Origin of the sequence: Streptomyces sp. NPDC050418 (genome assembly GCF_044458745.1) — a bacterium.
Lineage (GTDB): Bacteria > Actinomycetota > Actinomycetes > Streptomycetales > Streptomycetaceae > Streptomyces.
In genome coordinates this window covers 13400-31662 of record NZ_JBITIG010000011.1, presented here as the reverse complement: position 1 = coordinate 31662, position 18263 = coordinate 13400, and the positions used below count along the sequence as shown (strand labels likewise).

General features: G+C 70.1%; 17 protein-coding genes and 2 tRNA genes. 9 read left to right on the top strand and 10 right to left on the bottom strand.

Annotation, left to right across the window (positions count from 1 at the left end):
- On the bottom strand, positions 1-1533 hold the full coding sequence (locus ACIBI4_RS25810; protein WP_399206421.1) for a bifunctional folylpolyglutamate synthase/dihydrofolate synthase: 1533 nt from the start codon (positions 1531-1533) through the stop codon (positions 1-3).
- 156 nt (positions 1534-1689) lie between these two features.
- Between ACIBI4_RS25810 and ACIBI4_RS25805 the strand changes: the two genes are divergently transcribed.
- A complete protein-coding gene (locus tag ACIBI4_RS25805) occupies positions 1690-2694 on the top strand; it encodes a rod shape-determining protein (RefSeq protein ID WP_399206420.1) in 1005 nt (334 codons plus the stop codon).
- On the opposite strand, the gene ACIBI4_RS25800 is transcribed toward ACIBI4_RS25805, so the two are convergent.
- Entirely contained in the window at positions 2675-3853 is a 1179-nt protein-coding gene (locus tag ACIBI4_RS25800) for a sensor histidine kinase (RefSeq protein WP_399206419.1), read from the bottom strand. The two genes, ACIBI4_RS25805 and ACIBI4_RS25800, sit on opposite strands and share 20 nt — an antisense overlap.
- Positions 3854-4046: 193 nt before the next feature.
- On the opposite strand from ACIBI4_RS25800, the gene ACIBI4_RS25795 reads away from it, so the two are divergent.
- The 5 genes from ACIBI4_RS25795 to ACIBI4_RS25775 all read left to right on the top strand — a co-directional run bounded on the left by ACIBI4_RS25795 (position 4047) and on the right by ACIBI4_RS25775 (position 7528).
- Positions 4047-4691 (top strand): vitamin K epoxide reductase family protein, encoded by a 645-nt coding sequence (locus tag ACIBI4_RS25795; protein ID WP_399206418.1) that lies wholly within the window; start codon positions 4047-4049, stop codon positions 4689-4691.
- Positions 4692-4741: 50 nt separating this feature from the next.
- A complete protein-coding gene (locus ACIBI4_RS25790) occupies positions 4742-5365 on the top strand; it encodes a hypothetical protein (RefSeq protein WP_399206417.1) in 624 nt (207 codons plus the stop codon).
- Positions 5362-6081, top strand: a complete 720-nt coding sequence (locus tag ACIBI4_RS25785) for a response regulator transcription factor (RefSeq protein ID WP_399206416.1) — start codon at positions 5362-5364, stop codon at positions 6079-6081. The genes ACIBI4_RS25790 and ACIBI4_RS25785 overlap by 4 nt, the downstream gene beginning before the upstream one ends.
- A 193-nt stretch (positions 6082-6274) precedes the next feature.
- The gene (locus ACIBI4_RS25780; RefSeq protein ID WP_399206415.1) at positions 6275-7318 is read left to right on the top strand and encodes a glycosyltransferase; all 1044 of its coding nucleotides are present in this window, start codon (positions 6275-6277) and stop codon (positions 7316-7318) included.
- Between the two features lie 45 nt (positions 7319-7363).
- A complete protein-coding gene (locus tag ACIBI4_RS25775; protein WP_399206414.1) occupies positions 7364-7528 on the top strand; it encodes a hypothetical protein in 165 nt (54 codons plus the stop codon).
- A gap of 104 nt (positions 7529-7632) precedes the next feature.
- Here the strand turns inward: ACIBI4_RS25775 and ACIBI4_RS25770 are convergent, their stop codons facing one another.
- Positions 7633-10260 carry a valine--tRNA ligase gene (locus tag ACIBI4_RS25770; RefSeq protein ID WP_399206413.1) on the bottom strand — a complete coding sequence of 876 codons (2628 nt, stop codon included), beginning with the start codon at positions 10258-10260 and terminating at the stop codon, positions 7633-7635.
- A gap of 139 nt (positions 10261-10399) precedes the next feature.
- Here ACIBI4_RS25770 and ACIBI4_RS25765 point away from each other — a divergent pair, with 139 nt between their 5' ends.
- Positions 10400-11386, top strand: coding sequence for a hypothetical protein (locus tag ACIBI4_RS25765; protein ID WP_399206412.1), 987 nt, complete (start codon positions 10400-10402; stop codon positions 11384-11386).
- Between the two features lie 53 nt (positions 11387-11439).
- On the top strand, positions 11440-12453 hold the full coding sequence (locus tag ACIBI4_RS25760) for a hypothetical protein (protein WP_399206410.1): 1014 nt from the start codon (positions 11440-11442) through the stop codon (positions 12451-12453).
- Between the two features lie 86 nt (positions 12454-12539).
- On the opposite strand, the gene clpX is transcribed toward ACIBI4_RS25760, so the two are convergent.
- The 5 genes from clpX to ACIBI4_RS25735 all read right to left on the bottom strand — a co-directional run bounded on the left by clpX (position 12540) and on the right by ACIBI4_RS25735 (position 17393).
- A complete protein-coding gene (clpX, locus tag ACIBI4_RS25755) occupies positions 12540-13823 on the bottom strand; it encodes an ATP-dependent Clp protease ATP-binding subunit ClpX (RefSeq protein ID WP_399206409.1) in 1284 nt (427 codons plus the stop codon).
- A gap of 233 nt (positions 13824-14056) precedes the next feature.
- Positions 14057-14737: an ATP-dependent Clp protease proteolytic subunit gene (locus tag ACIBI4_RS25750; protein ID WP_399206408.1), complete on the bottom strand. Its 681-nt coding sequence runs from the start codon at positions 14735-14737 to the stop codon at positions 14057-14059.
- Between the two features lie 58 nt (positions 14738-14795).
- Positions 14796-15413 (bottom strand): ATP-dependent Clp protease proteolytic subunit, encoded by a 618-nt coding sequence (locus tag ACIBI4_RS25745; protein WP_399206407.1) that lies wholly within the window; start codon positions 15411-15413, stop codon positions 14796-14798.
- A 257-nt stretch (positions 15414-15670) separates the two neighbouring features.
- Entirely contained in the window at positions 15671-17068 is a 1398-nt protein-coding gene (gene tig / locus ACIBI4_RS25740) for a trigger factor (protein ID WP_399206406.1), read from the bottom strand.
- Positions 17069-17316: 248 nt separating this feature from the next.
- Positions 17317-17393, bottom strand: a tRNA-Pro gene (locus ACIBI4_RS25735).
- A 153-nt stretch (positions 17394-17546) separates the two neighbouring features.
- Between ACIBI4_RS25735 and ACIBI4_RS25730 the strand changes: the two genes are divergently transcribed.
- Positions 17547-17620 (top strand) — tRNA-Gly (locus ACIBI4_RS25730).
- Positions 17621-17674: 54 nt separating this feature from the next.
- Here ACIBI4_RS25730 and ACIBI4_RS25725 read toward each other — a convergent pair.
- The gene (locus ACIBI4_RS25725) at positions 17675-17917 is read right to left on the bottom strand and encodes a hypothetical protein (protein ID WP_399206405.1); all 243 of its coding nucleotides are present in this window, start codon (positions 17915-17917) and stop codon (positions 17675-17677) included.
- A 65-nt stretch (positions 17918-17982) separates the two neighbouring features.
- A complete protein-coding gene (locus tag ACIBI4_RS25720; protein WP_399206404.1) occupies positions 17983-18177 on the bottom strand; it encodes a hypothetical protein in 195 nt (64 codons plus the stop codon).
- Positions 18178-18263: the final 86 nt, after the last annotated feature.

Below are 18263 nucleotides of genomic sequence, written 5' to 3'. Positions count from 1 at the left end.
TCAGCCCCTCCCCAGGAGCAGTCGGGCCTCGCCGACCGTGATGACGGAACCTGTCACGAGCACGCCGCCGCCGGAGTACTCGCCCTCCTCCTCGGCGAGCGTGATCGCCGCCTCGAGCGCGTCGTCGAGCCGGGGCTCGACCTGGACGCGGTCCTCGCCGAAGACCTCGACGGCGACGGCCGCGAGCGCGTCGGCGTCCAGCGCGCGGTGCGAGGAGTTCTGCGTGATGACGATCTCCGCGAAGACCGGCTCGAAGGCCTCCAGGAATCCGCGGACGTCCTTGTCACCGCTCGCGCCCACCACACCGATGAGCCGGCTGAAGTCGAAGACCTCGCCGATCGCCTCGGCGGTGACACGGGCACCGGCCGGGTTGTGCGCGGCGTCGAGGATCACGGTCGGCGAGGTGCGCACGATCTCAAGGCGGCCGGGCGAGGACACCTGCGAGAACGCCTTGCGCACGGCGTCGATGTCGAGCGGCTGACTGCGGGCGGCGCCCACACCGAAGAAGGCCTCGACGGCCGCGAGCGCCACCGCCGCGTTGTGCGCCTGGTGGGCGCCGTGCAGCGGCAGGAAGATCTCCTCGTACTCGCCGCCGAGCCCGCGCAGCGTCAGCATCTGGCCGCCGACCGCGAGGCTGCGCGCGGCGACACCGAACTCCAGGCCCTCGCGGGCGACGGTGGCATCGACCTCGACGGACTTCTTCAGGAGCACCTGGGCGGCGTCGACGGGCTGCTGGGCGAGGATGACCGTGGCGCCCTGCTTGATGATCCCGGCCTTCTCGCCGGCGATCTCGCCGGGCGTCTCGCCGAGCCGGTCGGTGTGGTCGAGGTCGATGGGCGTCACGACGGCGACATCGCCGTCGATCACGTTCGTGGCATCCCAGCTGCCGCCCATGCCGACCTCGACGACGGCCACGTCGACCGGGGCGTCCGCGAAGGCCGCGTACGCCATGCCGGTCAGGACCTCGAAGAACGAGAGCCGGTACTCCTGCTGCGAGTCGACCATCTCCACGTACGGCTTGATGTCGTCGTACGTCTCGATGAAGCGCTCGGCCGAGATCGGGGCCTGGTCGAGCGAGATGCGCTCGGTGACGGACTGGACGTGCGGTGACGTGTACCGGCCCGTGCGCAGCTCGAAGCCCGCGAGGAGGGCCTCGATCATGCGGGCCGTCGACGTCTTGCCGTTGGTGCCCGTCAGGTGGATCGAGGGATACGAGCGCTGCGGGTCGCCGAGCACGTCCATCAGCGCCTTGATGCGGCTGACCGACGGCTCCAGCTTCGTCTCGCCCCAGCGGGACGCGAGCTCCGTCTCGACCGCGCGCAGGGCGCGGTCGACCTCGGGGTCCTCGGGGCGGGCCGGGACGTCGGACGCGGGCGGTCCGGCCTGGGTGCGCAGCGTGCGGCTGCCCGCCTCGATCACTGCCAGGTCGGGGTCACGGTCCGTCTCGGACGCGACGATCTCGTCGAATTCGTCGGGGAGACCCTCGGAGAGGCCGTCGAAAGGGTCGCTGTCGTGCGGGGGGAGCTCACTCACGTACGCCAGTCTACGGAGGACCACCGACAGCTCGCCGCGCGCCACCGGCAGGACCGCCGGCCGGACCGCCTCGGGTCACCACCGGGACCTTCGGCCCGGCCGGGTCGGGACCTTCGCCGGTCCGGTCCACAGGGGAGCCGGGCAGACTTGGCGATCATGGACATAGGCATCGATCTCGGCACCGCCAACACCCTGCTCTACGCCCGCGGCCAGGGCATCGTGCTCAACGAACCGTCCGTCGTCGCCATCAAGGAGGGCACGCGGGGCGCGCTCGCGGTCGGCTCCGAGGCGAAGGAGACGATCGGCCGGACGCCCGGTTCGATCACGGCGATCCGTCCGCTGAAGGACGGGGTGATCAGCGACTTCGAGGCCGCCGAGGAGATGATCCGGGCGTTCGTACGCCGCGCGGTCCCGGGCCGCCGGCCCCGTACCCGCATGGTCGTATGCGTGCCGAGCGGGGTGACGCCGGTCGAGCGGCGGGCCATCGTGCAGGCGGCGCAGCGGGCCGGGGCGCGGCAGGTGCAGCTGATCGAGGAGCCGATGGCGGCGGCGATCGGGGCCGGGCTCCCGGTGGCGGAGGCGCGCGGGTCGATGGTCGTGGACATCGGCGGCGGCACCGCGGAGGTCGCGGTGATCTCGCTCGGCGGGATCGTCACGTCGCAATCGCTGCGGGTCGGCGGCGACCGCTTCGACGCGGCGGTCACCGACCATGTGCGCAGGGCGCACTCGCTGCTCATCGGGGAGCGGACCGCCGAGGACATCAAGGTGGCGATCGGTTCGGCCGGGCCGGTCGGCGACGGCTTCGAGGCGCGGACGTTCACGGTGCGGGGCCGCGAGAAGGTCGGCGGTCTGCCGAAGACGGTGGAGCTGACGGTCGCGGAGATCCGTACGGCCCTCGACGAGCCGGTCGAGGCCGTCATCTCGGCGGTACGGGCCACGCTGGAGGAGTGCCCGCCGGAGCTCTCCGGCGACGTGATGGAGCACGGAATCGTCCTGACGGGCGGCGGCGCGCTGCTGCCGGGCCTCGCGGCCCGGATGTCCGAGGCGACGGGCATCCCGGTGCGGATCGCGGACGATCCGCTGGACTCGGTGGCGCTGGGCTGCGGCAAGTGCGTCGACGACTTCGACGCCTTGGAGCGGCTCAGTCCTTCCGGTGTCTGACCTGCCCGGCCGGCAGCTCCGCCACCACCTCGTACGTCCCGTCCCGCCGCCCCGCAGCGAACGTCCCGCCGACGCTGCGCACCCGCTCCGCCATCCCGGCCGTCCCCGTCCCGGTGCTCACCGGGGTGCGGGCCGGGGGCGCCGACGGCAGGGGGTTCGTGACGTGGACGCGGACGCAGGTGTCGTCCACCGCTATGCGGACCCGCACCTTCTCGCCCGGCGCGTGCTTCGCCGCGTTCGTCAGGCACTCCTGCGCGACCCGGTACACCGCGGCCTGCCGCAGCGGCGACAGCCGGCCGGCGCGCTCGTCAACGTCGAGGAGCACGGGCGTACCGGCCCGCTCGCTCTGCTCGACCAGCCCGGGCAGCACGTCGAGGCCCGGCGACGGCGTGGAGTCGTCCGCGCGGCGCACGATGATCTCGTTGAGCAGGGTGTGGGCGCGGCGCCCGGTGTCACCGAGCTCCTCGAACTGCCCGGCGTACGCCTCGTCGCCGGCCGCTCGGGCCCGGCGCGCGAGCACGTCCGAGCGCACGCACAGGAGCGTCAGCTCGCGCCCCACGAAGTCGTGGACGTCGCCCGCGACCTCGGCGCGCTCCCCTTGGACCGCGTGCAGCACGGCGGTCTCGGCCCGCTGCTCCTGCAGCGCGCGGACCAGGTCCTGGCGGTTGGCCGCGATCCCGACCCCGGCCGCGAGCACCCCGATCGGCACGACGAGGCTGAGGAATTCGGAGAGGGTGTCCGCGCGGTGCACGGGCCAGCCCGGCAGCTGGAACAGGACATAGGACACGGCCACGTATCCGAGGATGCCGAGCACACCGGCCCGCCGGCCCCGGTAGCGGCCGAGCGAGTAGAGCGCGAACTGCACGAGGGTCAGCTCATGCAGCCAGCCGATCAGGAGCAGCGCGACCGCGTACGTCAGCCACGGGAACCGGCGCCGCAGCAGCAGCGTGGCCGAACCGGCCGCGAGCACGGCGGTGGCGGCCCAGCCGTTGAGCGAGTTGTCGGCGGCGGCCAGGCCCGGGATGTCCAGGGACATCAGCGCGAAACAGCCCAGCACGGCCAGTGCGTCGAGCACCCGCGGGATACCCGCCCAGCGCTCCACGCGGCGGCGGCCCGCGGCCGCCACCTGGCGGTACGCGTGCGCTGCCCGGTCGTGCATCTCTCCATCATCCGGGGTCTTTAGACCCGATTTGACGGACCTAGTGCCCGAATTGAGTGATTTACGCCACCTCGGGACGGGCTCGCCCGAAGCCGCCGCCCGGCCTGCCCGGCCGAAAGTACGGCGCCCGCCCGGGCCCTCTCGGGACCACCGGACCTACAACCGGCCACCCCGCCCCGAGGACGCTGGACCCATGACCTCAGGACCGAGCAGCCCCACGTCCCCGGCCCCGTCCCCGGCCCCGGAGAACCCCGCCCCGGCGAGCCTCATCCCGGCGAGCCCCGCCCTGAGCCGCCTGATCGTCCTCGCCGGCGCGCTCGGCACCCTGGCCTCGGCGGTCCTCACGTACGACCGCATCGAGACGCTCGCGAACCCGGCCTTCGTACCGGCCTGTTCCGTGAGCCCGGTCGTCAGCTGCACCGACGTCATGGACACCTGGCAGGGCAACCTCCTCGGCGTCCCGAACATGCTGCTGGGCCTCCCCGCCTTCGCCGTCCTGCTCGGCCTCGGCCTCGCGCTCCTGTCCGGCGCCGCGCTCCCCCGCCGCCTGTGGCTCGCCGTCCAGGCCGGTGCCACGGCCGCGTTCGTCCTCGTCATCTGGCTGCTCACGCAGTCCCTGTACGTGATCGGCGCGCTCTGCCCCTGGTGCCTGCTCGTCTGGGCGGTGGTCCTGCCGCTCTTCTGGTACGTGACGGCGCACTGTCTGCGCACCGGCGTCCTGCCCGCACCGGCGGGACTCGTCCGCGCAGTCACGGCGCACGCGTGGGCGGGACCCGTCGTCCTGTACGGCACCGTCGCGGTGCTCCTGCTGACCCGTTTCGGCGACCGGCTCCTCTAGCCCCGGCGCGGTTCGTACGATCGCACCGGCCGGGGAGGTCCAATCGGATCATGTGGTACGCCCAGAACCCCGGCCGTCGGACGCGGCAGATGATCGGCGACGGCGCGGTCCTCCTGTGGACCCTGCTGTGGGCCGCCGTCGCGCTCCTCACCTTCCGCCTCGTCCAACTGCTGTCCGGACCCGCCGACGGCGGTCCCGCGGGCCGGCGCTTCAGCGACGGGCTGACCACCGCGGGCAGCACCGCCTCCAAGGTGCCGCTCGTCGGCGGCCGCATCGACCGGGCGTTCCGTGACGTCGCGGGCGCGGGCGACCGGCTCGCGAGCACCGGCGACGACGGCGGGACCGCCGTGGACGTCCTCGCGGCGACCGGTTCGCTCGCCCTTTTCCTGCTGCCCGTCGGACTGGTCCTCGCACTGTGGCTGCCGCGCCGACTGCGCTGGTCGCGCCAGGCGGTCGCGGCCCAGGAGCTGGCCGCGTCCGACGACGGCCGCGAACTCCTCGCCCTGCGCGCCCTGCTCCGCCCGCTCGACGACGTCTCCTACCTGGCCCGCACGGCAGGACACCCCGACACCACCCCGGGCAGCCTCGCCGAGGGCTGGCGCAGCGGCGACCCGCACACGCTGGACCTCCTCGCGGAGGCCGAACTCGAACGGCTCGGGCTGCGCACCGCGTGAGCGGGGCACCCTCGCGGCGGGCCCTGCCCCTGCTCCTGGTCGCCGTTCCTCCTGACACCGGTGAGCACATCTATGCGCTCACCGACGACCCGCGCGTGAGCCACCACTACGTGCACACCGGCCGCCACGCCCTGCGCGAACTCCACCGTCTGCGGCCCGATCTGCTCCTGCTGAGCACACGGCTGCGCGACCCCGGCCCCTGGGACACCCTCGAACGCGTCCGCCAGCTCACCGACGAGCTGCGGGTGATCGCGCTGGACCGTACGTACCGCGAGAAGGTGGCCCTGCGTGCGCTGGAGGCCGGCGCCGACGACTACATGTGGCCCGGCCTCAGCGACGCCTTCACCCGGGCTCTCGTCCTGGCCCGCCTCCGCCGAGCCTTCCCCGTCACCCCGCCGCCGGGTCTCCTCGTCGACCCCTACCTGACCCTCGACGTCGCCCACCACGAGGCAACGGCCGCCGGGCTCCATCTGCCGCTGACCCCGCTGGAGTTCAACGTCCTGCTGGCTCTCGTACGCAATCCGCGCCAGGTCCTCACACCGGAGCAGCTGATGGGGCTGGCCTGGAAGAACCTGGCCGAGGACGACGACCCGGCGAAGGTCCGCTATGTCGTACGGCGGCTGCGCCGGCGCTTCGAGGAGACCACCGGCGGGCCCGCGCCCATCGAGACGGTCCGCGGGGTCGGCTACCGCTACCGGCCACCGTCCCCGGCCTGACTCCCCGACTCGTCCATTCGGCCCGGGCACGAGGGCCCGCGGCCCACAGGTCCAAGGTCCTGACTTCCCCAGCCGTCGCCGCTGCCACGTTCCTGCCACCGGGCCACCACACGCACGCCACGAGGCGGTTCCAGAGTCGACGGCGCCGTCCGAACTCCCTCGCACGGTCTCGACGACCGGGAGGGCGGACACGATGGCACTGGTCGCGGTGATCCCCGCACACAACGAACAGGACCAGATCGGCACGGCCCTGGCAGGACTCCACCGGCAGACGCTGCCCCCGGACCGGATCGTCGTGGTGGCCGACAACTGCACCGACGCCACGGCCGGCACGGCCCGTGCGAACGGCGCCGAGGTGTTCGTCACGGAAGGCAACCGGCACAAGAAGGCCGGCGCCCTCAACCAGGCCCTCGCCACCCTGCTGCCGACCCTGGCCGAGGACGACGCGGTCCTTGTCACCGACGCCGACTGCTCGCTCGACCCGGAGTTCCTCGCCGTGGCCCTCGCGCACGTCGCCGAGGGATACGGCGGCGTCGGCGGCGTCTTCCGCGGCGACGAGGGCGGCGGCTTCGTCGGGCATCTCCAGCGCAACGAGTACGCCCGCTACGCCCGCGACGTCGCCCGCCTCAACGGCAAGTGCCTGGTCCTCACCGGCACCGCCGCCGTCTTCCCCGTGCGCGTACTGCGCCGCATCGGAGCGGCCCGGATCGCCGGCACCCTGCCCTCGGGCGACGCGCGCGGCGGCGTCTACGACACGACGGTGCTCACCGAGGACAACGAACTCACCTTCGCCATCAAGCACTTGGGGTACGAGGTGATATCCCCGGCCGCCTGCACCCTTGTCACCGAGGTCATGCCGACCTGGCGCGACCTGTGGCGCCAGCGGCTGCGCTGGAAGCGCGGCGCCGTCGAGAACTGCTTCCAGTACGGCTTCACCAAGGTCACCTGGCGCTACTGGGGCCGCCAGCTCCTGACGTTCCTGGGCGTCCTGGTGACCTTCGTCTACCTCGGCACGATCGCCTGGGCGCTCTCCACCGACGGCATGCATCTGCACCCGTTCTGGCTCGCGGTGACCGGGATCTTCGTCCTCGAACGCGTCGTGACGGTCCGCCTGCGGGGCTGGCGCCAGATGCTCGTCTCCGCCTCGATGTACGAACTCGTCCTCGACTTCTTCCTCCAGGCCTGCCACGGCAAGGCGTACGCGGACGCACTGCTGCGCCGCCGCCGCGCCTGGTGAGCCGCCCCTCCCCCTGGTGACCCCACCCCTCCCAAGGAGCACAGCATGTACAACAACGTCTCGTCCGCGGCCGGCACCGGAGCCGCGGCCTCGGGCGGCGCACTCGCCGTGACCGGGTTCTCCGTGCTCTGGCTGCTGCTCGGCGCGTTCGCGCTGATCGCCGTCGGCACGGCCATCGCCCGCATAGTGCCGCGCCGCCGCTCACGCTGACCGCCCCGGCCCGCAGCGGCCGCGGCCGCGCACGACGAAGGCCCCGGAACCCTTGCGGATTCCGGGGCCTTCACCCGTATACGAGAAGCGTCATGCCGTACGCATTACGCCTCGGGCAGCCGCTCCAGCTGGCCCTTGATGCGCTCGATGTCCGCCTCGGCCTTGGTCAGACGGCCGCGGATCTTGTCGACCACGTGGTCGGGGGCCTTGGCCAGGAACGCCTCGTTGCCGAGCTTGCCGTTCGCCGCCGCGACCTCCTTCTCGGCCGCCGCGAGGTCCTTGGCGAGGCGCTTGCGCTCCGCCGCGACGTCGATGGTGCCGGAGAGGTCGAGCGCGACCGTGGCACCCGCGACGGGCAGGGTGGCGGTGGCCGCGAAGCCCTCGCCCTCCGGCTGCAGACGCAGGAGCTGACGGATCGCCGGCTCGTGCGCGTCGAGGCCGGTGCCGGTCAGGTCCAGGCGGGCCGGGACCTTCTGGCCGGGCTGCAGACCCTGGTCCGTACGGAAGCGGCGGACCTCGGTGATCAGCGACTGGACGGTCTCGATCTCCTTCTCGGCCGCGGCGTCACGGAAGCCGGAGTCGGCGGGCCAGTCGGCGACGACCAACGTCTCGCCACCGGTCAGCGTCGTCCACAGCGTCTCCGTGACGAACGGGACGACCGGGTGCAGCAGCTTCAGCGTGACGTCGAGGACCTCACCGAGGACGCGCTTGGTGTCCTCGGCCTCCTGGCCGCCGGCCATGAACGTGGTCTTCGTCAGCTCGACGTACCAGTCGAAGACCTCGTCCCACGCGAAGTGGTAGAGCGCCTCGCTGAGCTTGGCGAACTGGTAGTCGTCGTAGAGCCGGTCGACCTCGGCCACGACCTCGTTGAGACGCGAGAGGATCCACCGGTTCGTCGCCGACAGGCGCTCGGCGGGCGGCAGTTCACCCTCGACCGTGGCACCGTTCATGAGCGCGAAGCGGGTCGCGTTCCAGATCTTGTTCGCGAAGTTGCGGGAGGCCTGGACCCAGTCCTCGCCGATCGGGACGTCGACTCCCGGGTTGGCGCCGCGCGCGAGCGTGAAGCGCAGCGCGTCGGAGCCGTACTTGTCCATCCAGTCCAGCGGATTGACGACGTTCCCGAACGACTTCGACATCTTCTTGCCGTTCTCGTCCCGGACCATGCCGTGGAAGGCGATGGTGCGGAACGGGACCTCGCCGTCCATGGCGTACAGGCCGAACATCATCATCCGCGCGACCCAGAAGAACATCAGGTCGTAGCCGGTGACCAGGACCGAGTTCGGATAGAACTTCGCCAGGTCCTCGGTCCGCTCCGGCCAGCCCATCGTCGAGAACGGCCACAGGCCGGACGAGAACCAGGTGTCGAGGACGTCCGTGTCCTGCTCCCAGCCCTCACCCGTCGGCGGCTGCTCGTCCGGACCGACGCAGACCGTCTCACCGTTCGGACCGTGCCAGACCGGGATGCGGTGACCCCACCACAACTGCCGCGAGATGCACCAGTCGTTGAGGTTGTCGACCCAGTCGAAGTAGCGCTGCGTCAGGTCGGCCGGGTGGATGTTGGTACGCCCGTCGCGGACCGCGTCACCGGCGGCCTTCGCGAGCGGCTCGACCTTGACCCACCACTGCAGCGAAAGGCGCGGCTCCAGCGTGGTCTTGCACCGCGAGCAGTGTCCGACCGAGTGGACGTACGGACGCTTCTCGGCGACGATCCGGCCGTCGGCGCGCAGCGCGGCGACGATCGCCGAGCGCGCCTCGAAGCGGTCGAGCCCCTCGAAGGGACCGTGCGCGGTGATGATGCCGCGCTCGTCGAGGACCTCGATCGACTCCAGGCCGTGCCGCTGGCCGATGGCGAAGTCGTTGGGGTCGTGCGCCGGGGTCACCTTGACGGCACCGGTGCCGAACTCCGGGTCGACGTGCGTGTCCGCGACGACCGGGATGGAGCGGTCGGTGAGCGGCAGCTTGATCTTCTTGCCGATGAGGTGCGCGTACCGCTCGTCGTCCGGGTGGACGGCGACGGCGGTGTCACCGAGCATCGTCTCGGCACGCGTGGTGGCGACGACGATGGTCTCGTCCCCGTCGCCGTACTTCATGGAGACGAGCTCGCCGTCGTCGTCCTGGTAGTCGACCTCGATGTCCGAAATGGCCGTCAGACAGCGCGGGCACCAGTTGATGATGCGCTCGGCGCGGTAGATCAGACCGTCGTCGTACATCTTCTTGAAGACCGTCTGGACGGCGCGCGAGAGCCCCTCGTCCATGGTGAAGCGGTCGCGGTCCCAGGCGACACCGGTACCGAGGCGGCGCATCTGCCCGGCGATCTGGCCGCCGGACTCTTCCTTCCACTGCCAGACCCGCTCGACGAAGGCCTCACGGCCCAGGTCGTGCCGGGACTTGCCCTCCTTGGCCAGCTCGCGCTCGACGACGTTCTGCGTGGCGATGCCCGCGTGGTCCATGCCGGGCTGCCACAGCGTCTCGTAGCCCTGCATGCGCTTGCGGCGCGTGAGGGCGTCGATCAGCGTGTGCTCGAACGCGTGCCCCAGATGCAGCGACCCCGTGACGTTCGGCGGCGGGATGACGATCGTGTACGGCGGCTTCTCGCTCTTGGCGTCGGCGGTGAAGTAACCGCGCTCTACCCAGCGCTCGTACAGCTTCCCCTCCACCTCGGCCGGCGCGTACGTCTTCGGCAGTTCGGGCTCGGGCATGCTGGCGTGCTGCTGCTGAGTGTTCTCGGTCACGACGGACAGTTTAGAGGTGTCACAGCCCCGTCCCGAAACCGGAATTCTCGGTAACGGTGTGACCCCCGCCGCCCCGCTCGGCGACCGCTTCCGCCAGGATGTTCGGAACGCATAAGCATCACGAGGGGGAACCCACCGCATGAGCTACCAGCAGCCGGGCCCGTACGGCGGTCAGCCGGGGCCGCAGGGCGGTCAGCCGCAGCAGCCCGGACCGTACGGCCAGCAGGGCGGCTACCCGCAGCAGCCGGCGCCCGGCTACGGGTACCCGCAGCAGCCTCAGCAGCCGCAGCAACAGCCCGGATACGGCGTCCCCCAGCAGTCCCCGTACGGCCAGCAGGACGGCGGCTACGGCCAGCCCCAGCAGCCCGGGCCCTACGGTCAGCAGCCCCAGGCCCCGTACGGCCAGCAGCCGTACGGCCAGGTCCCGCCTCCTCCGCCCGTGGGCGGCGGCAACAAGAAGACCGGCATCATCATCGGCGCCGTCGTCGCGCTCGCGGCGATCGCCGGCGGGCTCTGGTACTTCATGGGTTCCGGCGGCGGTTCGGAGATCGCGGACGACGGCCCGCACCAGCTGACCGCCCCGGAGACCGTGCTCGACGGCAAGTTCAAGAAGTCCGACTCGGGCGCGGGCATGTTCGACTCGGACGACCTCGACGACGCCGAGAAGTGGGGCGTGAAGAACGCCAAGGACGTCGACGCCGAGTACGAGGCCGGCGACAAGGAGACCAACCCGTTGGGGATGGAGAACCTGGCGTTCGGCGGGGTGTACGGCGAGATCGAGGACCCGGAGAAGGTCGTCGACGCCGCGTTCGCCGAGATGAAGAAGGAGGCGGCCAAGGACTCCGACTCCGAGGCCGAACTGGTCGGCGAGCCCAAGTCGTACGACCTGGAGGGCGCCGTCCTGAAGTGCCAGGAGGCCAAGTTCACCAACTCCTCCGGCGACGGCACTCCGACCAAGGGTCCCAAGGAGTTCACCCTGCCCATCTGCATCTGGGGCGACTACAGCACCCTCGCCGTGGTGTCCCACATCAGCGTGGGGAAGGCGCTCACCGGCGCGGGGACCACGCCGGAGGAAGCCGCGGAGATCGTCGGCAAGCTCCGCAAGGAAATCCGCGTCAAGCTCTGACGCCCCCTCCTCGCCCCGCCTCAGTCGTCATCGACACCTAAGGAATTCACGCAATGAGCTACAACCAGCCCGGCCCCTACGACGGCCAGCAGCCGCAGGGTCCCTACGGCCAGCAGCCCCAGCAGCCGGGTCCGTACGGCCAGCAGCCCCAGCAGCCGCAGCCCGGCTACGGCTACCCGCAGACGACCCCCGGCCAGCCGCAGGCCGGCTACCCGCAGACCACGCCGGGCCAGCCCGCGTACGGCCAGCAGCCGTACGGGCAGGACCAGTACGGCCAGCAGCCGTACGGCGCCCCGCAGCCGCCGGCCCCGCAGGGCGGTGGCGGCAAGAAGACGGCGCTGATCATCGGCGCCGCGGTGCTCGTGGCCGCGATCGGTGTCGGCGGCTACTTCGTCTTCGCCGGCGGTGACGACGACAAGGGCGGCAGCTCCGGTGGTTCGAGCAGCGCGGGCGGCGCGGGCGGCGGCTCGGTCGACGGCGAGGGCACCCTCAAGGACGACGGTCCGCATGTGCTCGAGGCGCCGCAGACGGTGATCGGCGGCGAGTACAAGCAGATGAAGATCATCCCGTCCGCGCCCGACCCGGAGCCGGTCGCACCCACCGTCGGCATGCCGAAGATCATCGCCGACAGCTCCAAGATGTCCGACCCGATGTCGCTCACGGTCGTCTACGCCAACCGCTCGGCGGAGGAGCTGCAGGACCCGTCCAAGGTGATCGGCTCGAAGGCGATCACGTTCGTCGGTCTGTACGGCAAGGTCGAGGACCCGAAGCAGTCGCTCGACGATGTCTTCACCGGGCTCAAGAACGACAAGTCGACGGGCCTGAAGATGCTCGGCTCGCCGGAGTCGGTAGCGCCGGACAGCCTCGAAGGCGCCCTGATGAAGTGCCAGCAGGCGCAGGCCAAGAACCCGGCGACCGGCAACATCGACACGCAGTACATCTGCGTCTGGAGCGACCACTCCACGATCGGTGTGGGCATCCCGGCCAAGGACGGCAAGGGCACGCCGCTCGACTACTCGGCCAACCTCACCGCCGACCTCCGCAAGGACGTCCGCGTCAAGGGCTGACCGACCGCACACAGAAGGGCGCCCGGCCAACTCACTGGCCGGGCGCCCTTCTTGTACGGCAGATACTCAGGTTGTACGGCAGATACTCAGGCGCTCTTCTCGCGCGGCCCGTCGTTCTTGCCCACGATGCGGGGGACCAGCGTCGGGTTGACGTTGGAGTGGACGACGTCCGCCGTGATGACGACGCGGGCCACATCCTTGCGGGACGGGACCTCGTACATCACCGACTGCAGGACCTCCTCCATGATGGCGCGCAGTCCGCGCGCGCCGGTCTGGCGGAGGATGGCCTGGTCGGCGATGGCTTCGAGGGCCTCGCGCTCGAAGTCCAGCTCCACGCCGTCGAGTTCGAAGAGGCGCTGGTACTGCTTGACCAGGGCATTGCGCGGCTCGACGAGGATCTGGAGGAGCGCCTCACGGTCGAGGTTGTGCACGCTCGTGATCACGGGGAGGCGGCCGATGAACTCGGGGATCATGCCGAACTTGACCAGGTCCTCGGGCATGACGTCCTCGAACTGGTCCTTCTCCTCGAGCTCGCGCTTGGAGCGGATGGTCGCCCCGAAGCCGATGCCCTTGGCGCCCGCGCGGCCTTCGATGATCTTCTCCAGACCGGCGAACGCGCCGCCCACGATGAACAGCACGTTCGTCGTGTCGATCTGGATGAACTCCTGGTGCGGGTGCTTGCGCCCGCCCTGCGGCGGTACGGAGGCGGTGGTGCCCTCGAGGATCTTGAGGAGGGCCTGCTGCACGCCTTCGCCGGAGACGTCACGCGTGATCGACGGGTTCTCGCTCTTGCGGGCGACCTTGTCGATCTCGTCGATGTAGATGATCCCGGTCTCGGCCTTCTTGACGTCGTAGTCGGCGGCCTGGATCAGCTTGAGCAGGATGTTCTCGACGTCCTCGCCGACATAGCCGGCCTCGGTGAGGGCGGTGGCGTCGGCGATCGCGAACGGCACGTTCAGCATCCGGGCGAGGGTCTGCGCGAGCAGGGTCTTGCCGGAGCCGGTCGGGCCGAGCAGCAGGATGTTGGACTTGGCCAACTCGATGGCGTCGTCCCGCCCTTGGGCGCCGGCCTCACCGGCCTGGACGCGCTTGTAGTGGTTGTAGACCGCGACGGAGAGCGCCTTCTTGGCCGACTCCTGGCCGACCACGTATCCCTCGAGGAACTCGTAGATCTCGCGGGGCTTGGGAAGCTCTTCCCAGCGCACCTCGCTCGTCTCGGCGAGCTCTTCCTCGATGATCTCGTTGCAGAGGTCGATGCACTCGTCGCAGATGTACACACCGGGCCCTGCGATGAGCTTCTTGACCTGCTTCTGACTCTTTCCGCAGAAAGAACACTTGAGCAGATCGCCGCCGTCACCGATGCGTGCCACGAGGTGCTTCCCCTTCGCCTGGGAGTCGCTCTGGCGAGCGGCTCCTGGTGCCTCATATCCGACGGTACCTTGCCTGGCCCCCCGTTCGGGCCCCCCTTGGCGCGGTTCGCTGATGGCGAGCACGCCGCACGCCGTGGCGTACCGGCCACGGCGGCGGCGTGCTGCTGCGCGATGCGGGCGCCGAGGGGGCGCAAGAAACGCTGTCGTCGGTCACTGGACCGAGGTCTGCGACCTCAGGCGAGCGACGCGTTGTTCATCTTCCGGGTGGAGACGATCTGGTCGACGAGGCCGTACGCGAGCGCGTCCTCGGCGGTCAGGATCTTGTCGCGCTCGATGTCCTCGCGGATCTTCTCGATCGGCGTCGTGGAGTGCTTGGCCAGCATCTCCTCGAGCTGCGAGCGCATCCGCAGGATTTCGTTGGCGGCGATCTCCAGGTCGGAGACCTGGCCGCGGCCCGTCTCCGAGTACGGCTGGTGGATCAGGACGCGGGCGTTCGGCAGCGCCATGCGCTTGCCCGCCGTACCGGCGGCGAGCAGGACCGCGGCGGCCGAGGCGGCCTGGCCCATGCAGACCGTCTGGATGTCCGGCTTCACGAACTGCATCGTGTCGTAGATCGCCGTCAGCGCGGTGAAGGAGCCGCCGGGGCTGTTGATGTAGATCGAGATGTCACGGTCCGGGTCCATCGACTCCAGGCACAGGAGCTGCGCCATGACGTCGTTGGCGGAGGTGTCGTCGATCTGCACGCCGAGGAAGATCACCCGCTCCTCGAAGAGCTTCGAGTACGGGTTGTGCTCCCGAATGCCCTGCGAGGTGCGCTCGACGAAGTTCGGGATGACATAGCGGGACTCGGCGCGCGGGCCGGTGTACTCGGCCTCAGTGCGCGTGTAGAGACCGCTGCCGGGGAAGTCGTTCACTGGGTTCTCCTGAAGGGGGCTGAGGGTCGGCTGCGGGGCTTTACGAGACCTGGGGGTCTCAGGCCCCGGTGCCGCCGCCGCCCGGCATGCCGGCGGCCGTGGTGATGACCTCGTCGATCAGGCCGTAGTCCTTGGCCTCCTGCGGGTCGAACCAGCGGTCGCGGTCCGAGTCGCGGGTGACCTGGTCCACGGTCTGGCCGGTGTGGAACGCGGTGAGCTCGGCCATCTTCTTCTTCGTGAGAAGGAGGCGCTCGGCGTGGATCTTGATGTCCGACGCGGAGCCCGCGAGGCCCGCGGAAGGCTGGTGGATCAGGATCTCGGCGTTCGGCAGCGCGAAGCGCTTGCCGGGGGTGCCGGCGCTCAGCAGGAACTGGCCCATCGAGGCGGCCATGCCCATGGCGATCGTCACGACGTCGTTCTTGATGTACTGCATCGTGTCGTAGATCGCCATGCCCGCGGTGATCGAGCCGCCGGGGCTGTTGATGTAGAGGTAGATGTCCTTGTCCGGGTCGGAGGCAAGGAGCAGCAGCTGTGCGGTGATCTTGTTTGCGATGTCGTCGTCGACCGCCTGGCCGAGGAAGATGATCCGCTCGCCGAGCAGTCGGTTGTAGACCTGGTCGCCGAGGCCACCGCCGATGGAAGGGTCGCCGGCGGCTGAGGGCATCAGATTCGTCACGTATCCACCTGCTCGTCTTACGACGGTGTTGGGCCGTCTCACGTCTTCGTTGGGGCGTGGGGCCCCTCGTCGCCGGCCGATCATGGCGGCTTCGGGGACTCCCCTGCCCTCGTATTCATGGACCCTAACGCGCGGGCCGTCGCGGGGAATCCCGGTTGGGGAGCTGTTCGCTGTGAGCGCAGGTCGCCCCGGCCGGGAATGCGTACGGGCCCCCGGACGCGGCAAGCGTCCGAGGGCCCGTACGGGAACCTTCAGGCTCAGGCGTCGGCCTTGGCCTCGTCCTCGGTGGACTCGGTGGAGCCGGTGGCCTCGGCGGCGACCTCGGTGGCCTCCTCGACCTCGTCCTCGTCGCTCAGGTCGACGATCTCACCGTTGGTGTCCTTGACCGTGGCGGCCTCGACGACGACCGCGAGGGCCTTGCCGCGGGCGACCTCGCCGACCAGCATCGGCACCTGGCCGCCCTCGACGACGGCCTGGGCGAACTGGTCGGGGGACATGCCGGAGGAGGCGGCGCGGCGCATGAGGTGCTCGGTGAGCTCCTCCTGGCTGACGTTCAGCTTCTCCTTGTTGACGAGCTCGTCGAGGACGAACTGCGTCTTGATGCCCTTGACCGCCTGCTCCTTGGTCTCGGCGTCGAACTCCTCGACCGTCTTGCCCTGGATCTGCAGGTACTGCTCCAGGTCCAGACCCATCTGGCCGAGCTGGTGGTGCTCCAGGTTGTGCTTGCGGGTGCCCACCTCGTCCTCGAGCAGCTTCTCGGGAACGGGGACCTCGACCAGCTCGAGCAGCTTCTCCAGGACGCGCTCCTGGGCCTGCGTGGCCTGGTCGTACTCCTTCATGTTCGCGAGGCGCTTGCGGCTGTCCGCCTTGAGCTCCTCGAGGGTGTCGAACTCGGAGGCGAGCTGCGCGAAGTCGTCGTCGAGCTCCGGCAGTTCGCGCGCGGCGACCTGCGAGACCTTGACGGTGACCTCGGCGTCCTTGCCCTCGGCCGAGCCGCCCTTGAGCTGCGAGGTGAAGGTGGCCTCGCCGCCGGCCTCGAGACCGGTGACGGCCTCGTCGATGCCGTCGAGGAGCTCACCGGAGCCGATGGTGTACGAGACGTCGGAGGCGACGCCGTCCTCGAGGACCTCGCCGTCGACCTTGGCCTCGAGGTCGAGGGTCACGACGTCGCCCTCGGCGGCGGCGCGCTCGACCGGGGAGGTGGAGGCGAAGCGCTCACGGAGCTGCTCGACGGACTTGTCGACGTCCTCGTCGGTGACCTCGATGGCGTCGACCTCGACCTCGATGCCGGAGTAGTCCGGGATCTCGATCTCGGGGCGGACGTCGACCTCGGCGGTGAAGTTGAGGGTCTCGTTGTCCTTCAGCTCGGTGATGTCCACCTCGGGCTGGCCCAGGACGTTCAGCTCGGCCTCGTTCACGGCCTGCGTGTAGAACTTCGGAAGCGCGTCGTTGACGGCCTCCTCCAGCACGGCGCCACGACCGAAGCGCTGGTCGATCACGCGGGCGGGGATCTTGCCCTTGCGGAAGCCCTTCACCGTGATCTGCTGGTTGATCTTCTTGTACGCCGCGTCGAGGCTGTCCTTGAGCTCCTCGAAGGGCACCTCGACAGTGAGCCGAACCCGGGTCGGGTTCAGGGTCTCCACGGCGCTCTTCACGGTTCGGTCTCCTTGTGGCTGACTGCTTTGGTTTCTGCTGAGCCAGACAGCTGCAGCGGATGCGCGTCGCCGGGACCGTTTCGTGGGACCGTTCGCTGGTTTCACGGGAGGTGGCACACGGGCGCGCAGCTTGCATAGTAACCGCAGCGGGTACGCGCCCCAAAAGGCGATCTTGACAGAGGGCCCTCAGGGCCGGGTGTCAGCGGAATCGCGCAGGTGGCGCCGGTGGATCGCGCAGGTGACGCTGGTGGTCGGGGTGGCGGGATTTGAACCCACGGCCTTCCGCTCCCAAAGCGGACGCGCTACCAAGCTGCGCCACACCCCGTCGGTGCGACACGTAGGGTACATGCCCGCCGCCACCGCGACCGCCGCATTTCCGGGGCCTCCACGGGGCCCGCATATGGGGTGTGCGCCGCACACCCGCGACCCGCTACGATGCAGGGGCGCCGCGGTCCTCGTGACCTGCGGTGCGGTGCTTGCGGGCGTAGCTCAATGGTAGAGCCCTAGTCTTCCAAACTAGCTACGCGGGTTCGATTCCCGTCGCCCGCTCCAGCTTGTGAAAGGCCCAGGTCACGGAGGTTCTCCGCGGCCTGGGCCTTTTGCGGTTCAGGCGCTCGCCGGGGCGGTCAGCCCAAGCTGCCGACGGTCTGTGAAGAGTTCCAGGCGGGAGCACTGGGCGCACTGGATGCCCGTGGCCGAGTCATTGGCCCAGTCGAGCCGCATGAACGTCATGCCGGCCGTGTTGAGCTGGACCTCCCGCTCCCAGAACAGCGCGCCGCGGCACACCGGGCAGTGCATCTGGTGCTGCCCGACCGTGACCAGCCAAGGCCCCCTGTAGCGCTTCGCCATGTTTCCCCGTCCCCCGTATCCGCCGCCCACGCGCTGGGCGGATCCGGGGACAGGATGTCATCCGGCTAGAACTGGATGTCGTTGAGCGTGCGCGCTATGGAGTCCAGGAAGCGCTGGATGTCGTCGGCCATTCCTGTGGACGCGAGGAAGAAGCCGAAGAGGACCGCGATCACGGCCGGGCCCGCCTTGAGCGAACCCCCGCGGATCAGCACCACAAGGATGATCGCCAACACGAGTACCGCTGAAAGCGAGAAGACCACAACTGATCACACCCTAGGTCGGTCCGCATTACCGCCCGGAGGCACGCCGTCACACCCCCGCCAGAACCATCGTGCCACCAACGGGC